Annotated in this window: 10 protein-coding genes; all 10 read left to right on the top strand. The window is 34.0% G+C overall.

The annotated features are described in order from the left end of the window. The first annotated feature begins 40 nt into the window (after positions 1-40). The 10 genes from V8G69_RS11945 (at position 41) to V8G69_RS11900 (ending at position 16,083) form a co-directional block, all read left to right on the top strand. Complete coding sequence (locus tag V8G69_RS11945) at positions 41-1,006, top strand: glycosidase (RefSeq protein WP_394882183.1); 966 nt, start codon at positions 41-43, stop codon at positions 1,004-1,006. Between the two features lie 6 nt (positions 1,007-1,012). Next, positions 1,013-2,086 carry a carbohydrate-binding family 9-like protein gene (locus V8G69_RS11940; protein WP_394882182.1) on the top strand — a complete coding sequence of 358 codons (1,074 nt, stop codon included), beginning with the start codon at positions 1,013-1,015 and terminating at the stop codon, positions 2,084-2,086. After that, positions 2,064-3,212 carry a putative glycoside hydrolase gene (locus V8G69_RS11935; protein WP_394882181.1) on the top strand — a complete coding sequence of 383 codons (1,149 nt, stop codon included), beginning with the start codon at positions 2,064-2,066 and terminating at the stop codon, positions 3,210-3,212. Before V8G69_RS11940 ends, V8G69_RS11935 begins: the two co-directional genes overlap by 23 nt. Positions 3,213-3,222: 10 nt before the next feature. After that, positions 3,223-5,466, top strand: a complete 2,244-nt coding sequence (locus V8G69_RS11930; RefSeq protein WP_394882180.1) for a GH92 family glycosyl hydrolase — start codon at positions 3,223-3,225, stop codon at positions 5,464-5,466. A gap of 10 nt (positions 5,467-5,476) precedes the next feature. After that, on the top strand, positions 5,477-6,493 hold the full coding sequence (locus tag V8G69_RS11925; protein WP_394882179.1) for a N(4)-(beta-N-acetylglucosaminyl)-L-asparaginase: 1,017 nt from the start codon (positions 5,477-5,479) through the stop codon (positions 6,491-6,493). 95 nt (positions 6,494-6,588) lie between these two features. Further along, positions 6,589-8,961, top strand: a complete 2,373-nt coding sequence (locus V8G69_RS11920) for a family 20 glycosylhydrolase (RefSeq protein ID WP_394882177.1) — start codon at positions 6,589-6,591, stop codon at positions 8,959-8,961. 45 nt (positions 8,962-9,006) lie between these two features. Further along, positions 9,007-10,293, top strand: coding sequence for an alpha-L-fucosidase (locus V8G69_RS11915; RefSeq protein WP_394882176.1), 1,287 nt, complete (start codon positions 9,007-9,009; stop codon positions 10,291-10,293). Further along, a complete protein-coding gene (locus tag V8G69_RS11910; RefSeq protein ID WP_394882175.1) occupies positions 10,294-12,627 on the top strand; it encodes a GH92 family glycosyl hydrolase in 2,334 nt (777 codons plus the stop codon). It abuts the gene before it with no gap. 9 nt (positions 12,628-12,636) lie between these two features. After that, positions 12,637-14,868: a GH92 family glycosyl hydrolase gene (locus V8G69_RS11905; protein WP_394882174.1), complete on the top strand. Its 2,232-nt coding sequence runs from the start codon at positions 12,637-12,639 to the stop codon at positions 14,866-14,868. A 33-nt stretch (positions 14,869-14,901) separates the two neighbouring features. Beyond that, positions 14,902-16,083, top strand: coding sequence for a PNGase F N-terminal domain-containing protein (locus V8G69_RS11900; protein ID WP_394882173.1), 1,182 nt, complete (start codon positions 14,902-14,904; stop codon positions 16,081-16,083). Positions 16,084-16,091: the final 8 nt, after the last annotated feature.

The raw sequence follows: 16,091 nt of genomic DNA, 5'->3' as shown, positions 1-16,091 counted from the left end.
GAAGAAAATCAAAAAAGTTAAATAATAAAAAATAATAAAAGTGAGTAATATTCCTTGGCAAGATAAACCTGAAAACTGCAATGATGTTATATGGAGGTATTCAAAAAACCCTATTATAGACAGGTATGCAATACCATCATCTAATAGTATTTTTAACAGTGCAGTAGTACCATTTGGCGATGGTTTTGCAGGTGTTTTTAGGTGCGATAACAAAGCTGTACAGATGAATATTTTTGCAGGTTTCAGCAAAAATGGGATTGATTGGGATATTAACCATGAGCCTATTGTCATGCAAGCTGGTAATACAGATATGATAGAGTCTAATTATAAATACGATCCGCGGGTTGTTTTTATTGAAGATCGTTATTGGATTACTTGGTGTAACGGCTATAACGGCCCAACAATAGGTATAGGTTACACGTTCGATTTCAAAGAATTTTATCAATGCGAAAATGCTTTTTTGCCCTTCAATAGAAATGGGGTCTTGTTTCCACAGAAAATAAATGGGAAATACGCCATGTTAAGCCGACCAAGTGACAATGGACATACGCCATTTGGTGATATTTACATAAGCTATAGCCCAGATATGAAATATTGGGGAGAACATCGCTGCGTTATGAAAGCTGCTCCTTTTGAAGATAGTGCATGGCAATGTACCAAAATAGGAGCGGGCCCTATCCCAATTCTTACTGATGACGGTTGGTTGATGCTATACCATGGTGTTATCACTACTTGTAACGGATTCCGTTATGCAATGGGTGCTGCCATTTTAGACGAAAATGAGCCAGATAAAGTAAAGTATAGAACGCAACCTTATTTACTTGGGCCTGCGGTTTCTTATGAGCAAAATGGAGACGTTCCTAATGTGGTATTTCCATGTGCAGCCTTGCACGATATAAAAGAAGACAAATTAACTATTTACTATGGAGCAGCAGATACAGTTGTTGCTATGGCTTTTGGAAAATTAAGTGAAGTCATTGAATTTACAAAGAATAACAGTTTATAATTAAATATGCAAAACAAGTTTAAGACAGTATTAATAGCAGTAAATTTAATATCCTTGTTTGGTTGTGCACAATCAAACAAGGACATCACACCACAAACATATGTTGCATATAAAACCTCAGAAAAAATAATTGTTGATGGTGATGATTCTGAAAGGTCTTGGGAAAAATCACAATGGTCAGATGCTTTTATTGATATTGAAGGAGTTAAAAAACCAAAATACAAAACACAAGTAAAAATGTTATGGGATGAGACATACTTTTACATCCTGGCAAAATTAGAAGAGCCTCATGTTTGGGCTACTTTAAAGGAGCGTGATACGATTATTTTTTATAATAATGATTTCGAAGTATTTGTAGATCCAGATGGAGATACCTATAATTATTACGAATTAGAAATGAACGCGTTAAATACTGTTTGGGATTTGTTTATAAACAAGCCATATAGAGAAGAGGGGAATGTTGTTTTAAATGATTGGACATTAACCGGATTAAAATCGGCTATTAAAGTAAACGGAACTATCAATAACCCATCAGATACAGATGAAGGATGGCAGTTAGAATTAGCAATTCCTTGGGCAGCTTACAAAACATCGTATTATCAAGATAATGTTCCAAGAGACCATTTTTGGAGAGTGGATTTCTCAAGAGTAAACTGGCAACATGACATAACAAACGGAAAATATACGCGCAAAAAAGACGAAAAAGGGAAATTCCTTCCAGAGTATAATTGGGTTTGGTCACCAATGGGCGTCATTAATATGCACGAACCGGAAAAATGGGGCTATGTGTATTTCTCTTCAAAAGCAGTTGGTTCAAAAGATGTCTTTTCAATTCCACAAGACGACAAAGTTAAGTGGGAATTATACAGCTTGTACAGAGCCCAAAAAGCCTATTATAATAAGCACAAAGCTTGGGCAACCTCATTAGATAGTATTTCGAAAGAAAACATATCTATTGATAATAAAACATTAAAACCTGTAATAGAAAATCATTCAACCGGATTCAATATTTCAATAAAGAGTCCTTTTTCAAATAAAACCTTAATAATTAAAGAAAATGGGAAAATTATTTCAAAATAAGCAAGTAGTGAAAGTATCAAAACGTATCGTTTTAGCATTAACCTTAATAACAATGTCTTGTGCTAACAAAGAAAATAAAATTGAAAACACTGCTATATCTGAAGCTATAATTGAGAAGACACCATTTGAATTTGGTGTATGGGTTAGCGCAAATGAAAAAAAGCCTAATGAAGACTATACTAAAGAATTTAAAAAATATAAAAGCGCAGGGATTGATGAGGTTTTAATAAACACTGGTACAGACCCTGAGTTATTAAAAAGATTAGTTCCTATAGCAACAAAAGAAGGCTTAAAAGTACATGCTTGGATTATGGCGATGAATCGTCCTGGAGATTCTGTAGCACTCCAACACCCAGAATGGTACGCCGTTAGTAGAGAAGGAAAATCGTGTTATGATACTCGTCCGTATGTAGATTATTACCAATGGTTGTGTCCAACTAGAGAAGCCTCTAGAAACCATGTGTTAAGTTTGGTTGAAGGCTTAGCAAAAATTGATGGTATTGAAAGTGTCCACTTAGATTACATTCGTTTTTCAGATATCTTTTTACCAATTGGATTGCTTCCAAAATATAATCTTGTTCAAGATACAGAAATGGGAGAATTTGATTTCTGCTATTGTGATGAATGTATTAAAGCTTTTGAAAAAATACATCATAAAAACCCTAGAGAGAGCAAGAATACAGTGATAGATATGGAGTGGAAAAACTTCAGATTAAATGCAGTCAAAGCTATTGTTGATGATGCGTACAAGATTGTACATAAGTATAACAAAAATTTAACGGCAGCTGTATTCCCATACCCAGAAATGGCCGATCATATGGTGAGACAACGTTGGGATAAATGGGATATTGATGAAGTATATCCTATGATTTATCATGGGTTTTACAATGAAGAAGTTGACTGGATTGGGTATGCAACCAAACAAGGAGTAAAAGATTTAGAAGGCAAACGAACAAAAATTAATACGGGAATCTATATGCCTGCATTTAAGTCGGAAGAAGAGTTAAAAGAAGCTATTGTGTTAGCCAAAGAAAATGGGGCAAAAGGCATTACTTTTTTTGATGGACCAGCCTTAACTGAAGAGAACTTAAAAACCATTAAAGAAACGAAAGCTAGTTTGAAATAAAGGATAAGTAATGGGTAAACATGGTTTTATATTTTTAGTTTTTGCTTTGCTATTATTTAATTGCGAGCATTCTAAAGATGCAAACCCAATTAATCTAACCCATTACGTAAATCCATTTATTGGAACAGATGGTCCCGGGAACACCTATCCTGGGGCAACGGTTCCTTTTGGAATGGTACAATTAAGCCCAGATATTGGTATTCTTGGCTGGGACAGAATCGCAGGCTATTTTTACCAAGACTCTATTATTTCCGGATTTTCACATACCCATTTATCAGGGACTGGTGCAGGCGATTTATATGATATTTTAGTCATGCCAACTAATAGTAGGTTTTCTGAAAGAATTAAAGACAATAATTTTGAACCATTTTCTAAATTTTCTCATGATAAAGAAAAGGCTTCACCAGGATATTATCAAGTGGACTTATTAGATTATGGAATTAAAGCAGAACTTACTACTACGGCAAGAACAGGTATTCATAAATACACGTTTCCAAAAGATAGCTTGTCACAAATTCATATCGATTTGGGCTATGCCTTAAATTGGGATGCACCAACAGATACATATATTCATGTGGTTGATAGTACAACTATAGAAGGTTACAGAAAATCTACAGGTTGGGCAAAAGATCAACGTATTTATTTTGCAATCAAATTATCAAAACCTTTTAAATCGTACCAGATTTATAAAAATGATACTATTGCAACAAATCCAGTTGAAGCCAAAAACACAAAGATCATTTTAAATTATAATACTTCAGATGATGAGGTCATTATTTTAAAAACGGGTCTTTCCACAGCATCTATAAAAGGAGCTTATAAATCGTTAGAAGTTGAGGCTCCCGATTTTAATTTTGAAAATTACAAGGAAAAAGCAAGTAGTATTTGGGAAAAACAACTCCAAAAAATAACGATTAAATCATCGAATGAAAATCAAAAGACCATCTTCTATACCATGCTGTATCAATCTATGTTGGCGCCTACATTATTAAGTGATTATAATAGCGAATACAAAGGAGCAAATGATAGCATTATGAAAGCTGATGGTTTTGATAGATACGATACATTTTCATTGTGGGACACGTATCGCGCTGCGCATCCATTGTATACAATTTTACATCCAAAGTGCGTATCGGATATGATAAATTCGTTATTGGCACATTATAAAGAAACAGGGTTATTACCAGTTTGGTCTATGCAAGGAAATGAAACCAATATGATGATTGGCAATCATGCCATTCCGGTGATTGTGGATGCTTATTTTAAAGGTATTAAAAAGTTTGATGTTGAGTTAGCGTACAAGGCTTGCAAAGAAAGCTCTATGGTTGATTCCAGACAGTTATGTACTTATAAAACCTTAGGCTATGTTCCTGCTGATGATGACAATGAAAACTGGTCGGTTTCAAAAACACTTGAATATGCTTATGATGATTGGTGTGTCGCTCAATTTGCAAAAGCATTGAATAAAACAGATGATTATACATACTTTTTAAATCGTTCTGAAAACTGGAGACATGTCTATGATTCAAAAAGTACATTTATGAGACCAAAACTTGAAAATGGCAATTTTATAAAGGAATTTATCCCAAAAGAATATACGCCTTATTTCTGTGAAAGTAATGCATGGCAATACTTTTGGTCAGTTCCTCAAAATATTGAAGGCTTAATCCAAGTGGTTGGAAGCAATGAGGCTTTTGAAAAAAAGTTGGATTCTATGTTTACCTTAAATCCATCTCCAGAAGACAAATTACCTATTTTTAGTACAGGAATGATTGGTCAATATGCTCATGGAAATGAACCAAGCCACCATGTAGCCTATCTATATGACTATATTAAGAAATCGTGGAAAACCCAAAAATTGGTCAGGGAAATTTTAAATACCCAATATAAAAATGAGCCCAAAGGACATTGTGGTAATGAAGATTGCGGGCAAATGTCATCTTGGTATATAATGAGTTCCTTAGGGTTTTATCCTGTAAATCCAGCGCAAGGCGTGTATGCTTTTGGGTCGCCTTTGTTTGATGAAGCAACCATTAATTTAGAAAACGGAAAAACGTTTGTGATTAAATCAATTAACAACAGTGATGACAATTTCTATATACAATCTGTTAGCTTAAATGGAAAACAAATTGATAAAAATTATATCACACACAAAGAAATTCAACAAGGAGGGGAATTGGTTTTTACCATGGGAAATACTCCAAATAAAAACAAAAAAGCCGATATGGCTCTATCCTCAAAAATCTATAATTAAAAACAATTCTATGTCAAACAGAAGAGATTTTATAAAAACAACCGCTCTAGGAACCATTGGAGTGAGCACGCTATTAAGCTGTAAAGATGTTACAGAAAATAAGTTAGAAAAACCTTCTGCTGTATTACTATCGCAAAAAAAACCATTAATAATTTCTACATGGAATCATGGCTTACCGGCCAACGAAGAAACCTGGAAACAACTTAAAAACGGAAAACGAACTTTAGATGCAATAGAGGCTGGCATGAAGATTCCGGAAGGCGATCCAAAAGTACGAAGTGTTGGTTATGGTGGATTACCTGATAGAGAAGGCAAAGTGACTTTAGATGCTTGTATTATGGATCACAATAGTGATTGTGGCTCTGTTAGTTTTTTAGAAGGCATTAAGCATCCTATTTCAGTAGCAAAACGAGTTTTAGAGAACACGCCCCATGTTATGTTATCTGGAGAAGGAGCATTACAATTTGCATTGGAAGAAGGTTTTAAAAAAGAAAATTTATTAACTCCAGAATCTGAAGCAGAGTGGAAGAAATGGTTAAAAGAGTCAAAATATAAACCAGTCATAAACATTGAAAATCATGATACCATTAGTATGTTGGTAATTGATGAAAATGGGAATATTTCTGGAGGGTGTACTACTAGTGGTGCTGCATGGAAAATGCATGGACGAGTAGGTGATTCTCCTATTATAGGTGCCGGATTATTTTTAGATAACGAAGTAGGTGGAGCTGCTGCTACCGGTTTAGGTGAAGCGGTAATGAGGACAGCAGGAAGTGCTATGGTGGTTGAATTAATGCGCCATGGAAGAACACCTTTTGAAGCATGTAAAGAAGTGGTGGAACGTATTTATGATAAACACAAAAACCATAAAGACATGGCGTATTTACAAGTTGGTTTTATTGCTTTAAATAAAAAAGGCGAGCATGCAGGATACAGTTTACGATCTGGTTTTAATTATGCCGTTTATGACGAAGATAAAGGGAATAGAATGGAAGATGCACAATTTAAAATGTCTTGGGATAATTAGAAACCTTTTTAGCTTTTTGAGTAATGAAAAACTGCTTATCAAGAATTAAAATATAGTATACTAAACGAAAATAACATCAATTTTAAACCCATAATATGAAAATAGTACATCAACTTTTAATTGCAATTTTAATCACAATCTTTTATTCCTGCGCAAAACAAAAAGTGTTTACAGAAAAGGATATTCAAATAATCCCTAAACCAGCAGAATTACAACTTTCAGAAGGGAGTTTTGAGTTTTCAGAAAACACCAAATTTGTAGTTGCTAATGACTTTCAAAAGGAAATTTCTAAAGCATTGATTAATAAGTTTGAAATGGCTGCAGGTTGGAAGCCTGAAATTTCAGATGTAGCTCCAAAAAGCAATTATGTACAATTTAATGTTGATGATACTTTAAAAGATGAGGCTTATCAATTAACAGTAAACAACGATAATATTACCATTACTGCCAAAGATAATGCAGGGTTTATTTATGGTTTAGAAACCATCAGGCAATTACTTCCTGCAGCTATTGAAAGTGAAATTATTGTTTCAAATATAGAATGGGTTATTCCTACACTTGTAATTAAAGATCAGCCACGTTTTCAATATAGAGGCTTGATGCTGGATGTATCACGTCATTTTTTCAATGTTGATTATGTTAAGAAGACCATTGATCGTTTAGCAATGCTTAAAATGAATGTGTTGCATTTGCATTTGGTAGACGATCAAGGCTGGCGTATTGAAATTAAGAAATATCCCAAATTAACAGAAGTAGGTGCTTACAGAAATGGAACGATTGTAGGGCATTTTCCAGGAACTGAAAATAACAACAAAATTGAAGAAGGATACTATACTCAAGAAGAAATTAAAGACATCGTTGTTTATGCTACAAAAAGGAATGTTACAATTATTCCAGAAATTGAATTACCAGGTCACAGTAGCGCAGCCATTGCTGCCTATCCTTATTTAAGTTGTTTTCCAGAGGAACCAACCACTGTTCCACACAATATGATGTCTAAAACTTCAAAAGAACTCCAAGAAAAAGGTCAGGTAAAAGTTGTTCAAGAATCATGGGGTGTATTCAAAGATATTTATTGTGCTGGAAAGGAAGATACATTCACATTTTTAGAAGATGTTTTAAGTGAAGTTTTACCATTGTTCCCATCAAAGTATATTCATATAGGTGGTGATGAAGCCATAAAACCTCATTGGGAAATTTGCCCTAATTGTCAAAAAAGAATAAAAGAGGAAGGTCTTAAAGATGAGCATGAATTGCAAAGCTATTTTATAAAAAGGATAGAGAATTTTGTTAATTCAAAAGGTAAAAAAATAATAGGTTGGGATGAAATATTAGAAGGCGGTTTAGCACCCCAAGCAACGGTAATGAGTTGGAGAGGCACAAAAGGAGGAATTGAAGCTGCAGAACAAGGGCATGATGTAATTATGACACCTGGAACACACTGTTATTTTGATCATTGTCAAGGCCCAGAAAATGAAGAACCTTTATCCATTGGAGGTTATTTACCAATAAGCAAAGTTTATCAATTTGACCCTGTTGTAGAGACTATGTCACCTGAAGAAGCCAAGCATGTATTAGGTGGTCAAGCCAATCTTTGGTCTGAATACATTCCAACAACAGAACAGTCTGAATATATGATTTTTCCAAGATTAGCTGCCATGGCAGAAGCTTTATGGAGTCCAAAAGGATCACGTGATTGGAATGATTTTTCATCTCGACTAGAAACCATATTCAAACGCTATGATTATTTGGGGACAAACTATGCAAAAAGTGCTTATTTGATAACTTCTAAAGTCACTGTTGATTTAGATAAGAAAGCAATTTATATATCTTTAAAAAACGAATTTCCAAACTCAGATATTCGTTATGTTTTAGGTGATAAACCAATTGATGAAACCGCTACAAAATACACAGATTCAATAAAACTTAATGAAACAACTATTGTAAAAGCTTCATTGTTTAAAAACAATAAACCAGTTGGTAAGGTTTTTACAGATACCATTAAATTTCATAATGCGGTAGCACACAAAGTTGAGTATTTAACTCCATACAATGATTCTTATAAAGGAGCAGGAGACTTTGGAATGGTAAATACAATTAGAGGAACCAAAAACACACATGATGGTCAGTGGCAAGCGTGGTTGGTTGATGACATGGGAGTTATTATAGATCTAGATGAAAAACAAACCATACAACAAGTAACAGTTGGTTCCATAGAAAGTCAGGGATACGGCATTTATTTCCCTACGGCTATAAAGGTGTATGTTTCCGAAGACGGATCTGCTTATAAAGAAGTTGGAAATGTAGATTGTCCACTTGAAATCAATCCAAACGCTGAGTTAAAAGATTTTAAAATTAATTTTAAACCTGTAAAGGCAAAATTTGTAAAAGTAATAGCAACAAATTTAAAAACAACTCCGATAGGTGACAACGCGTGGTTGTTTGTTGATGAAATTTTAGTCAATTAAAAGATGAAATGTTTAAAGATTATATTGGTTCTATGTTCAATAACAATGAATCAATTTGTTGTAGGACAAGAAAATGAATTACTTAAAGAAGAGCGATTGGCATGGTTTAAAGATGCAAAATTGGGCATATTTATTCATTGGGGAATTTATGCTGTAAACGGTATAGACGAATCATGGTCTTTTCATAATAATTACATTTCATATGATGATTATATGAAACAATTAGATGGGTTTACCGCTAAAAACTATAACCCTGAATATTGGGCAAAACTCATCAAGGAAAGTGGTGCAAAATATACTGTAATAACATCAAAGCATCATGATGGTGTTGCACTTTGGAACACAAAATATAGTGACTTAAATGTGATTGATAAAACACCTGCAAAAAGAGATGTAATAACACCATTTGTAAAAGCTGCTCGAAAAGAAAGTTTAAAAATTGGTTTATATTATTCGTTGCTCGATTGGTCTTATCCAGATTACCCTAATTTTTTAAGAGATAAAAAAAGATATACCGATGATGCTGAACGATGGGCTAAATTTACTAGATTCAATTTTGGGCAAATAGAAGAGTTAACAAGGTTTAACCCAGATTTATATTGGTTTGATGGTGATTGGGAGCAATCTGCAGAAAAATGGAAGGCTAAAGAAATCCGTGATTTACTATTAGAAAAAACACCAACAACCGTCATCAACTCAAGATTGCAAGGCTATGGCGATTATGCTACGCCTGAACAAGGAATTCCCATCACTAAACCAGATAGCGAGTACTGGGAGTTGTGCATGACCATGAATAATTCCTGGGGTTATCAACCTAACGATACAAATTACAAATCAGTCAATCAAATTATTCGTATTCTTGTCGACTGCATAAGTATGGGAGGTAATTTACTTTTAGATATTGGTCCAAAACCAGATGGTACGATTCCACAAGAACAAATAGATATTTTAAAAGGACTTGGCAGATGGACCAGTAAACACAAAAGTGCTATTTATGGTACTAGGGCTGGAATTCCTTTTGGACATTTTAATGGCTACACGGCTCTGTCTAAAGATAGAACGATTTTGTATTTGTATATCGATAATAAACCAAATGGGCCTTTATTAATAAAAGGTTTAAAGAATAAAGTAAATAGGGTTTGGGTAGTTGGCAATGGTACAAAATTAAAAACCAATGTCGTTGGAAAACAATATTGGAGTGATGTGCCTGGGTTATTATACATAGATTTACCAGATGAGTTGCAAGATCAAGATGTTACGGTTATTGCCATGCAATTGGAGGGTGAAGTTGATTTATACAGAGAAAAAGGACAAGTAATAGAAAGTAATTAAATGAAAAGATTAGACAACAAAATTAAATTATTAGTGTGTTTTATGGCATTAGTTAATATGTCATGCAATCAAGTAAAAGAAAGGCCCAAAGAGGTGGGCATGGTGCAAAACAATGATTTAGTTGATTTTGTTAACCCTTTAATGGGAACCGATTCCAATTATACACTTTCCAATGGAAATACATATCCTGTTATTGCAACGCCTTGGGGCATGAATTTTTGGACACCGATGACGTCTAAAATGGGAGATGGCTGGACCTACAAATACGATTCAAATAAAATTAGAGGTATTAAGCAAACACACCAACCCAGTCCTTGGATAAATGACTACGCTGCGTTTTCGTTAATGGCAGTTACGGGGGATTTGAAATTTCAAGAAGACGAACGTGAATCGTGGTTTTCCCATAAAGCTGAAATTGTAAAACCGTATCATTACTCAGTATATTTGGCTGATTATGACGTGACAGCTGAGGTTGTTCCAACAGAAAGAGCTTCGCAATTTAAGTTCACATTTCCAGAATCTGAAATATCATACATTCTTCTTGATGCGTTTTTTAAAGGTTCTATGGTGAAAATTATGCCAGAAGAACGTAAAATTATTGGCTATTGTAGAAACAATAGTGGTGGTGTTCCCGATAATTTTCACAACTATTTTGTTGCTGAATTTGATAAAGATTTTGAAATAACTGATACTTGGAATGATGGCTGGAAATTAATGGAGAATTCAACCTCAAGTGAAGGTGATCATGTAGGGGCAATTATTGGGTTCAAGACCAAAAAAGGAGAAGTTGTTCACGTCAAAGTGGCTTCATCATTTATTAGTCCAGAGCAAGCAGCATTAAATTTATCTAAAGAAATTGGCACAGATACTTTTGAACAAACTAAAACAAAGGCAAAACAAGTTTGGGAAAAAGAATTAAAAAGAATTCAAATTGAAGATGATAATATAGACCATATAAGAACATTTTATTCATGTTTATACAGAGTATTATTGTTTCCAAGAAAATTCTATGAATTCGACAAGAATAATAACATAGTGCATTACAGTCCGTATAATGGGAATGTACTTCCAGGCTATATGTTTACAGATAATGGCTTTTGGGACACTTTTAGGGCTGTGTATCCTTTTTTTAATATGATGTATCCAGATTTGAATAGTCATATTATGGAAGGTTTGGTAAACACTTATAAAGAGTCTGGCTGGCTTCCAGAATGGGCTAGTCCCGGGCATAGAGATTGTATGATTGGATCAAACTCAGCACCAATAATAGTGGATGCCTTTTTAAAAGGCAATGTTAAAGAGGAAGACGTAAATGTTCTGTTTGATGCTATTTTGAAAAATGCTACGGTTGAAACAGGACGACCAGTAAAATCTGTTGGTCGCGAAGGTTTAAACTATTACAACAGTTTAGGATATGTGCCTTACAATGTTGGCATTAATGAAAATGTAGCTCGAACCTTAGAATATGCATATGCCGATTTTACTATTGCAGAAATGGCTAAAAAATTAGGAAAAGAAGAACTTGCTGACACCTATTTCAAAAAGTCTTTGAACTACAAAAATGTATTTGATCCATCTGTAAACTTAATGCGGGGTAAAAACAAAGAAGATGATTTTCAACAACCATTCAATCCTTTAAAATGGGGTGATGCCTTTACAGAAGGAAACAGTTTACATTATACATGGTCTGTTTTTCATGACGTTCAAGGGTTAATTGACTTAATGGGAGGTAAAGAACAATTTGCTTCAAAACTAGATGAAGTATTTGAAATGCCTCCAACGTTTGATGATTCTTATTATGGGCAAACCATTCATGAAATCAGGGAAATGCAAGTGGTGAATATGGGGAATTATGCTCATGGAAACCAGCCTATCCAGCACATGATTTATTTATACAACTATGCTAATAAACCTTATAAAGCTCAAGAAAAAATAAGGGAAGTACTTACCAAATTATATAGTGCTACACCAGATGGTTATTGTGGTGATGAAGATAATGGGCAAACTTCAGCTTGGTATGTATTCAGTTCGTTGGGCTTTTATCCTGTAACACCAGGCGTAAACCAATATGTCATTGGAAGTCCTTTATTTAAAAAAGCAACACTTCATTTAGAAAATGGCAATACGTTTGAAATAGATTCAAAAAATAATTCAAAAAACAATTTCTATATACAGTCGGCAACATTAAATGGGAAACCTTATTCAAATGGTTTTTTAACGTTTGAAGACATTCAAAACGGTGGAACATTAGAATTCCAATTGGGAGATTCACTCAACAAAAATTGGGCTAGTAAACCAGAAGAGGTGCCTTATTCTTTAAGCAATTTAAAATAGGTTTTGAAAATGAATAATAGATTAGCTGTTTGTATTCTTTTTGTTTTTTTTGATGTGCTCATGGTATGCGCACAAAAACAGCCAGTAGATTTTGTAAACCCTTTTATAGGAACATCTAATTTTGGAGCTACTTATCCTGGGCCAATTGCACCAAGAGGTATGGCAAGTATTAGTCCGTTTAATGTCGCTGGTTCTCAAAATTTGCCATTAGAAAAAGATAGTAGATGGCTTTCAAATCCGTATGTACATGAAAACACCTTTTTAACAGGGTTTACTCAGGTAAATTTAAGTGGTGTAGGTTGCCCAGATTTAGGAGTTATATTACTAATGCCAACAACAGGAAATGTTGAAACCAATCATTTAAAGTATGGTTCTACCTATTCCTATGAATTAGCAAAAGCAGGTTATTACAGTTCTAAAATGGACAAATACAATATCAGGGCAGAATTTACCACTTCAAAAAGGGTAGGTGTCAGTAAGTTTATATTCCCTAAAGGGCAAGCAAATATTTTACTTAATCTTGGTCTAGGGTTAACTAATGAGCAAGGTGCTATGGTAAAAATAGTGTCTTCAACCGAGATTGAAGGGATGCGTACCGTCGGATCGTTTTGTTATAATAATCCTGAAGCAGCTTATCCAGTGTATTTTGTTGCTAAATTCTCAAAACCTGCCGATAATTTTGGTGTATGGAAAAAAACTGCTAAATACAATGGAATAGAAGCTCAGTGGATGCCATATAATGGACAAACCCGTATCATGGAACATGCAACAAAAATGGTGGTTGGTGATAGTATTGGTGCTTATTTCTCATATAAATTTGACAAAGAAGAGACGGTTGAAGTAAAAATTGGGATTTCGTATGTAAGTATTGAAAACGCTAGGGAAAATTTAGAAAAGGAAACTGGAAGCAAATCGTTTGATTCTGTTTATAAAGAAACTAATAATGAATGGAACGAATTACTTTCTAGAATTAAGGTTGAAGGCGGTACTGATGAAGAGAAGACCATTTTTTATACTGCTTTGTACCATACGTTGATTCATCCAAATACTTTAAACGATTATAACGGCGAATTTCCTGAAATAAAAACAGGCAAAACAGGTAAAACCAAAGGCACGCGTTATACGGTTTTTTCGCTTTGGGATACCTACAGAAACCTACATCAGCTAATGTCATTAGTATATCCAGAGCAACAATCCAATATGATAAAAAGTATGCTGGAAATGTATGATGAAAATGGCTGGTTGCCTAAATGGGAATTGAATTCAACAGAAACATTTACCATGGTTGGTGATCCTGCCAGTATTGTTATTGCTGATGCTTATTTAAAAGGCATTCAGGATTTTGACGTGCAAAAAGCCTATGAAGCCATGTTGAAAAGTGCCGATCAAATAGAGAATAATCCATTGCGTCCTGGACTTAAAGATTATATTGAAAAAGGGTATTTAACTACAAAGAATAATGGATCGGTTTCTACTACACAAGAGTATAATGTTTCAGATTATTCCATTTCACTTTTAGCAAAGGCATTAGGTAAAAATGAAGATTATATACGATTTAAAAATCGTTCAATGTCATACCAAAAATTATTCGACAAACATTTAAACCTATTACATCCAAAAACTGAAAATGGAAGTTTTTATGAACCATTTGACCCTTTATCGGGTGCAAATTTTCAAGAAAATATTGGTTTTATAGAAGGTAACGCATGGCAATACGCCTTTATGGTACCTCATGATATAAAAGGACTTATAAAATTAATGGGAGGTCAAAAAGAGTTTGAAAAGCAATTGCAAAAAGTGTTTGATACTAACCAATTTGATATGGCGAATGAACCAGATATTGCGTATCCCTATTTATTTAATTATGTGAAAGGTGAAGAGTGGCGAAGTCAGAAATTGGTAAAAGAGTTAGCGAAAAAATATTTTAAAAATACTCCAGATGGAATTCCTGGAAACGACGATACAGGGGTTATGTCAGCTTGGTTGGTATATTCCATGATGGGAATTTACCCAATTGCACCAGGTGAACCAAAATATGCGATTACAGCACCTATGTTTGATAAAATTACTATTCAATTAGATTCTAAATATTACAAAAACAAGGAATTGGTGATAGAAAGATTAGGAAACAATGATGGTAAAATTGACAAAATTCTTTTAAACGATAAAGTATATAAAGGGTTTTTTATCAATCATTCTGATTTAGTAAATGGAAGTCATTTAAAAATTTTTCTGAAATAGATAATTAATTTAAAAGTTTAAGAAATTCATTCAATGAAAGCGAAATATTTAATACTAAGCTTAATGCTATGTTTTTGTTTTAAAAGTATAGCACAAGACGAGTTAAACTACCATATTTTTAAAAACCAACCAATAAATTTTGGTGGCGATTCAGGAAATGACCAAGAAACCACTCGTTTGCAAAACGGACGAATTGTTTTTAAAAAGGTCACGGTTCCAAACTTTCCTTTTGGGACTGATGTTAAAATTAAACTTTCTCTGCGCTCAAACGGAGATAGATGGGATAAATCTGGGTCTTGTTTCGTTGTTTCAGACACTAGTAAAATATCCATTTTAGATGTTTCAACAGGAGAAAAAGCATTTCCAGTATCATCAACTTTAAATGACAAATTTGGAGGAGTAAAAGCAACTGATAGTTATAATCCTGTCGTGGAATTATTGCGTTTCATGACACCTTTCGGAGTTGGATTTTACAGTAATGAAGAAGGAAAACACCGCAAACCTGTCTATATTCCTAAATGGGAAAAAGAAGTTGTTTGGGAATTGGATATTTCACAATTATCAGTTTTAGTGAGTAATACTTTTTATATTGGGGTGTGGATAGATTCTTGGACTAAAGAGGGTTATAATATTGATTTAAGTCTTGTTTATTCCAATAGACCAAGAAGAACAGTTATGGTCAAATCATTGGTAAATACAGTAAGTTATGTTGATGGCCAATCATTACCTGACTTTTTTGCAGTAGCACCTTTAGAACAACATTTTAAATTGGATAAAGCTATAAAAAATGTGAAACTGTACTATACAACAACCGGGCATGGTGGACATGAAGGAGGTGATGAGTTCATTAAAATAAAGAACAGTATTTCAATTGATAATAAACTTGTTTTAGACACCATACCGTGGCGTGACGATTGTGCTTCTTTTAGGCGATTTAATCCAACATCTGGAGTTTGGCTAAAAAAAGATACAGCTTCCTATATAGATTTTGAAACACATTCTTATAAGACAAAAGAAATTGAAGAACGCATTGCATCATCAGACTTGTCCAGATCTAACTGGTGTCCAGGGTCTTTAGTCAAACCATTTGTCGTCGAGTTGGGTGATTTAAAAGAAGGTGAACACATATTAAAAATTAGTATTCCAGCAACGTTGGCTACAGAAGACAAGCTAAATCATTGGTTGGTTTCAGCGTACATAACTTATGAAGAGTAATTTTCATC

This window comes from Gaetbulibacter sp. M235 (genome assembly GCF_043876835.1).
Lineage (GTDB): Bacteria > Bacteroidota > Bacteroidia > Flavobacteriales > Flavobacteriaceae > Yeosuana.
Note: the sequence above shows the minus strand (reverse complement) of the source record. Positions and strands in the feature narration are given on the sequence as shown.

Coding starts and splice junctions, on each gene's coding strand:
- V8G69_RS11940 (WP_394882182.1), top strand. CDS start 1,013: ATGCAAAACAAGTTTAAGACAGTATTAATAGCAGTAAATTTAATATCC.
- V8G69_RS11935 (WP_394882181.1), top strand. CDS start 2,064: ATGGGAAAATTATTTCAAAATAAGCAAGTAGTGAAAGTATCAAAACGT.
- V8G69_RS11930 (WP_394882180.1), top strand. CDS start 3,223: ATGGGTAAACATGGTTTTATATTTTTAGTTTTTGCTTTGCTATTATTT.
- V8G69_RS11925 (WP_394882179.1), top strand. CDS start 5,477: ATGTCAAACAGAAGAGATTTTATAAAAACAACCGCTCTAGGAACCATT.
- V8G69_RS11920 (WP_394882177.1), top strand. CDS start 6,589: ATGAAAATAGTACATCAACTTTTAATTGCAATTTTAATCACAATCTTT.
- V8G69_RS11915 (WP_394882176.1), top strand. CDS start 9,007: ATGAATCAATTTGTTGTAGGACAAGAAAATGAATTACTTAAAGAAGAG.
- V8G69_RS11910 (WP_394882175.1), top strand. CDS start 10,294: ATGAAAAGATTAGACAACAAAATTAAATTATTAGTGTGTTTTATGGCA.
- V8G69_RS11905 (WP_394882174.1), top strand. CDS start 12,637: ATGAATAATAGATTAGCTGTTTGTATTCTTTTTGTTTTTTTTGATGTG.
- V8G69_RS11900 (WP_394882173.1), top strand. CDS start 14,902: ATGAAAGCGAAATATTTAATACTAAGCTTAATGCTATGTTTTTGTTTT.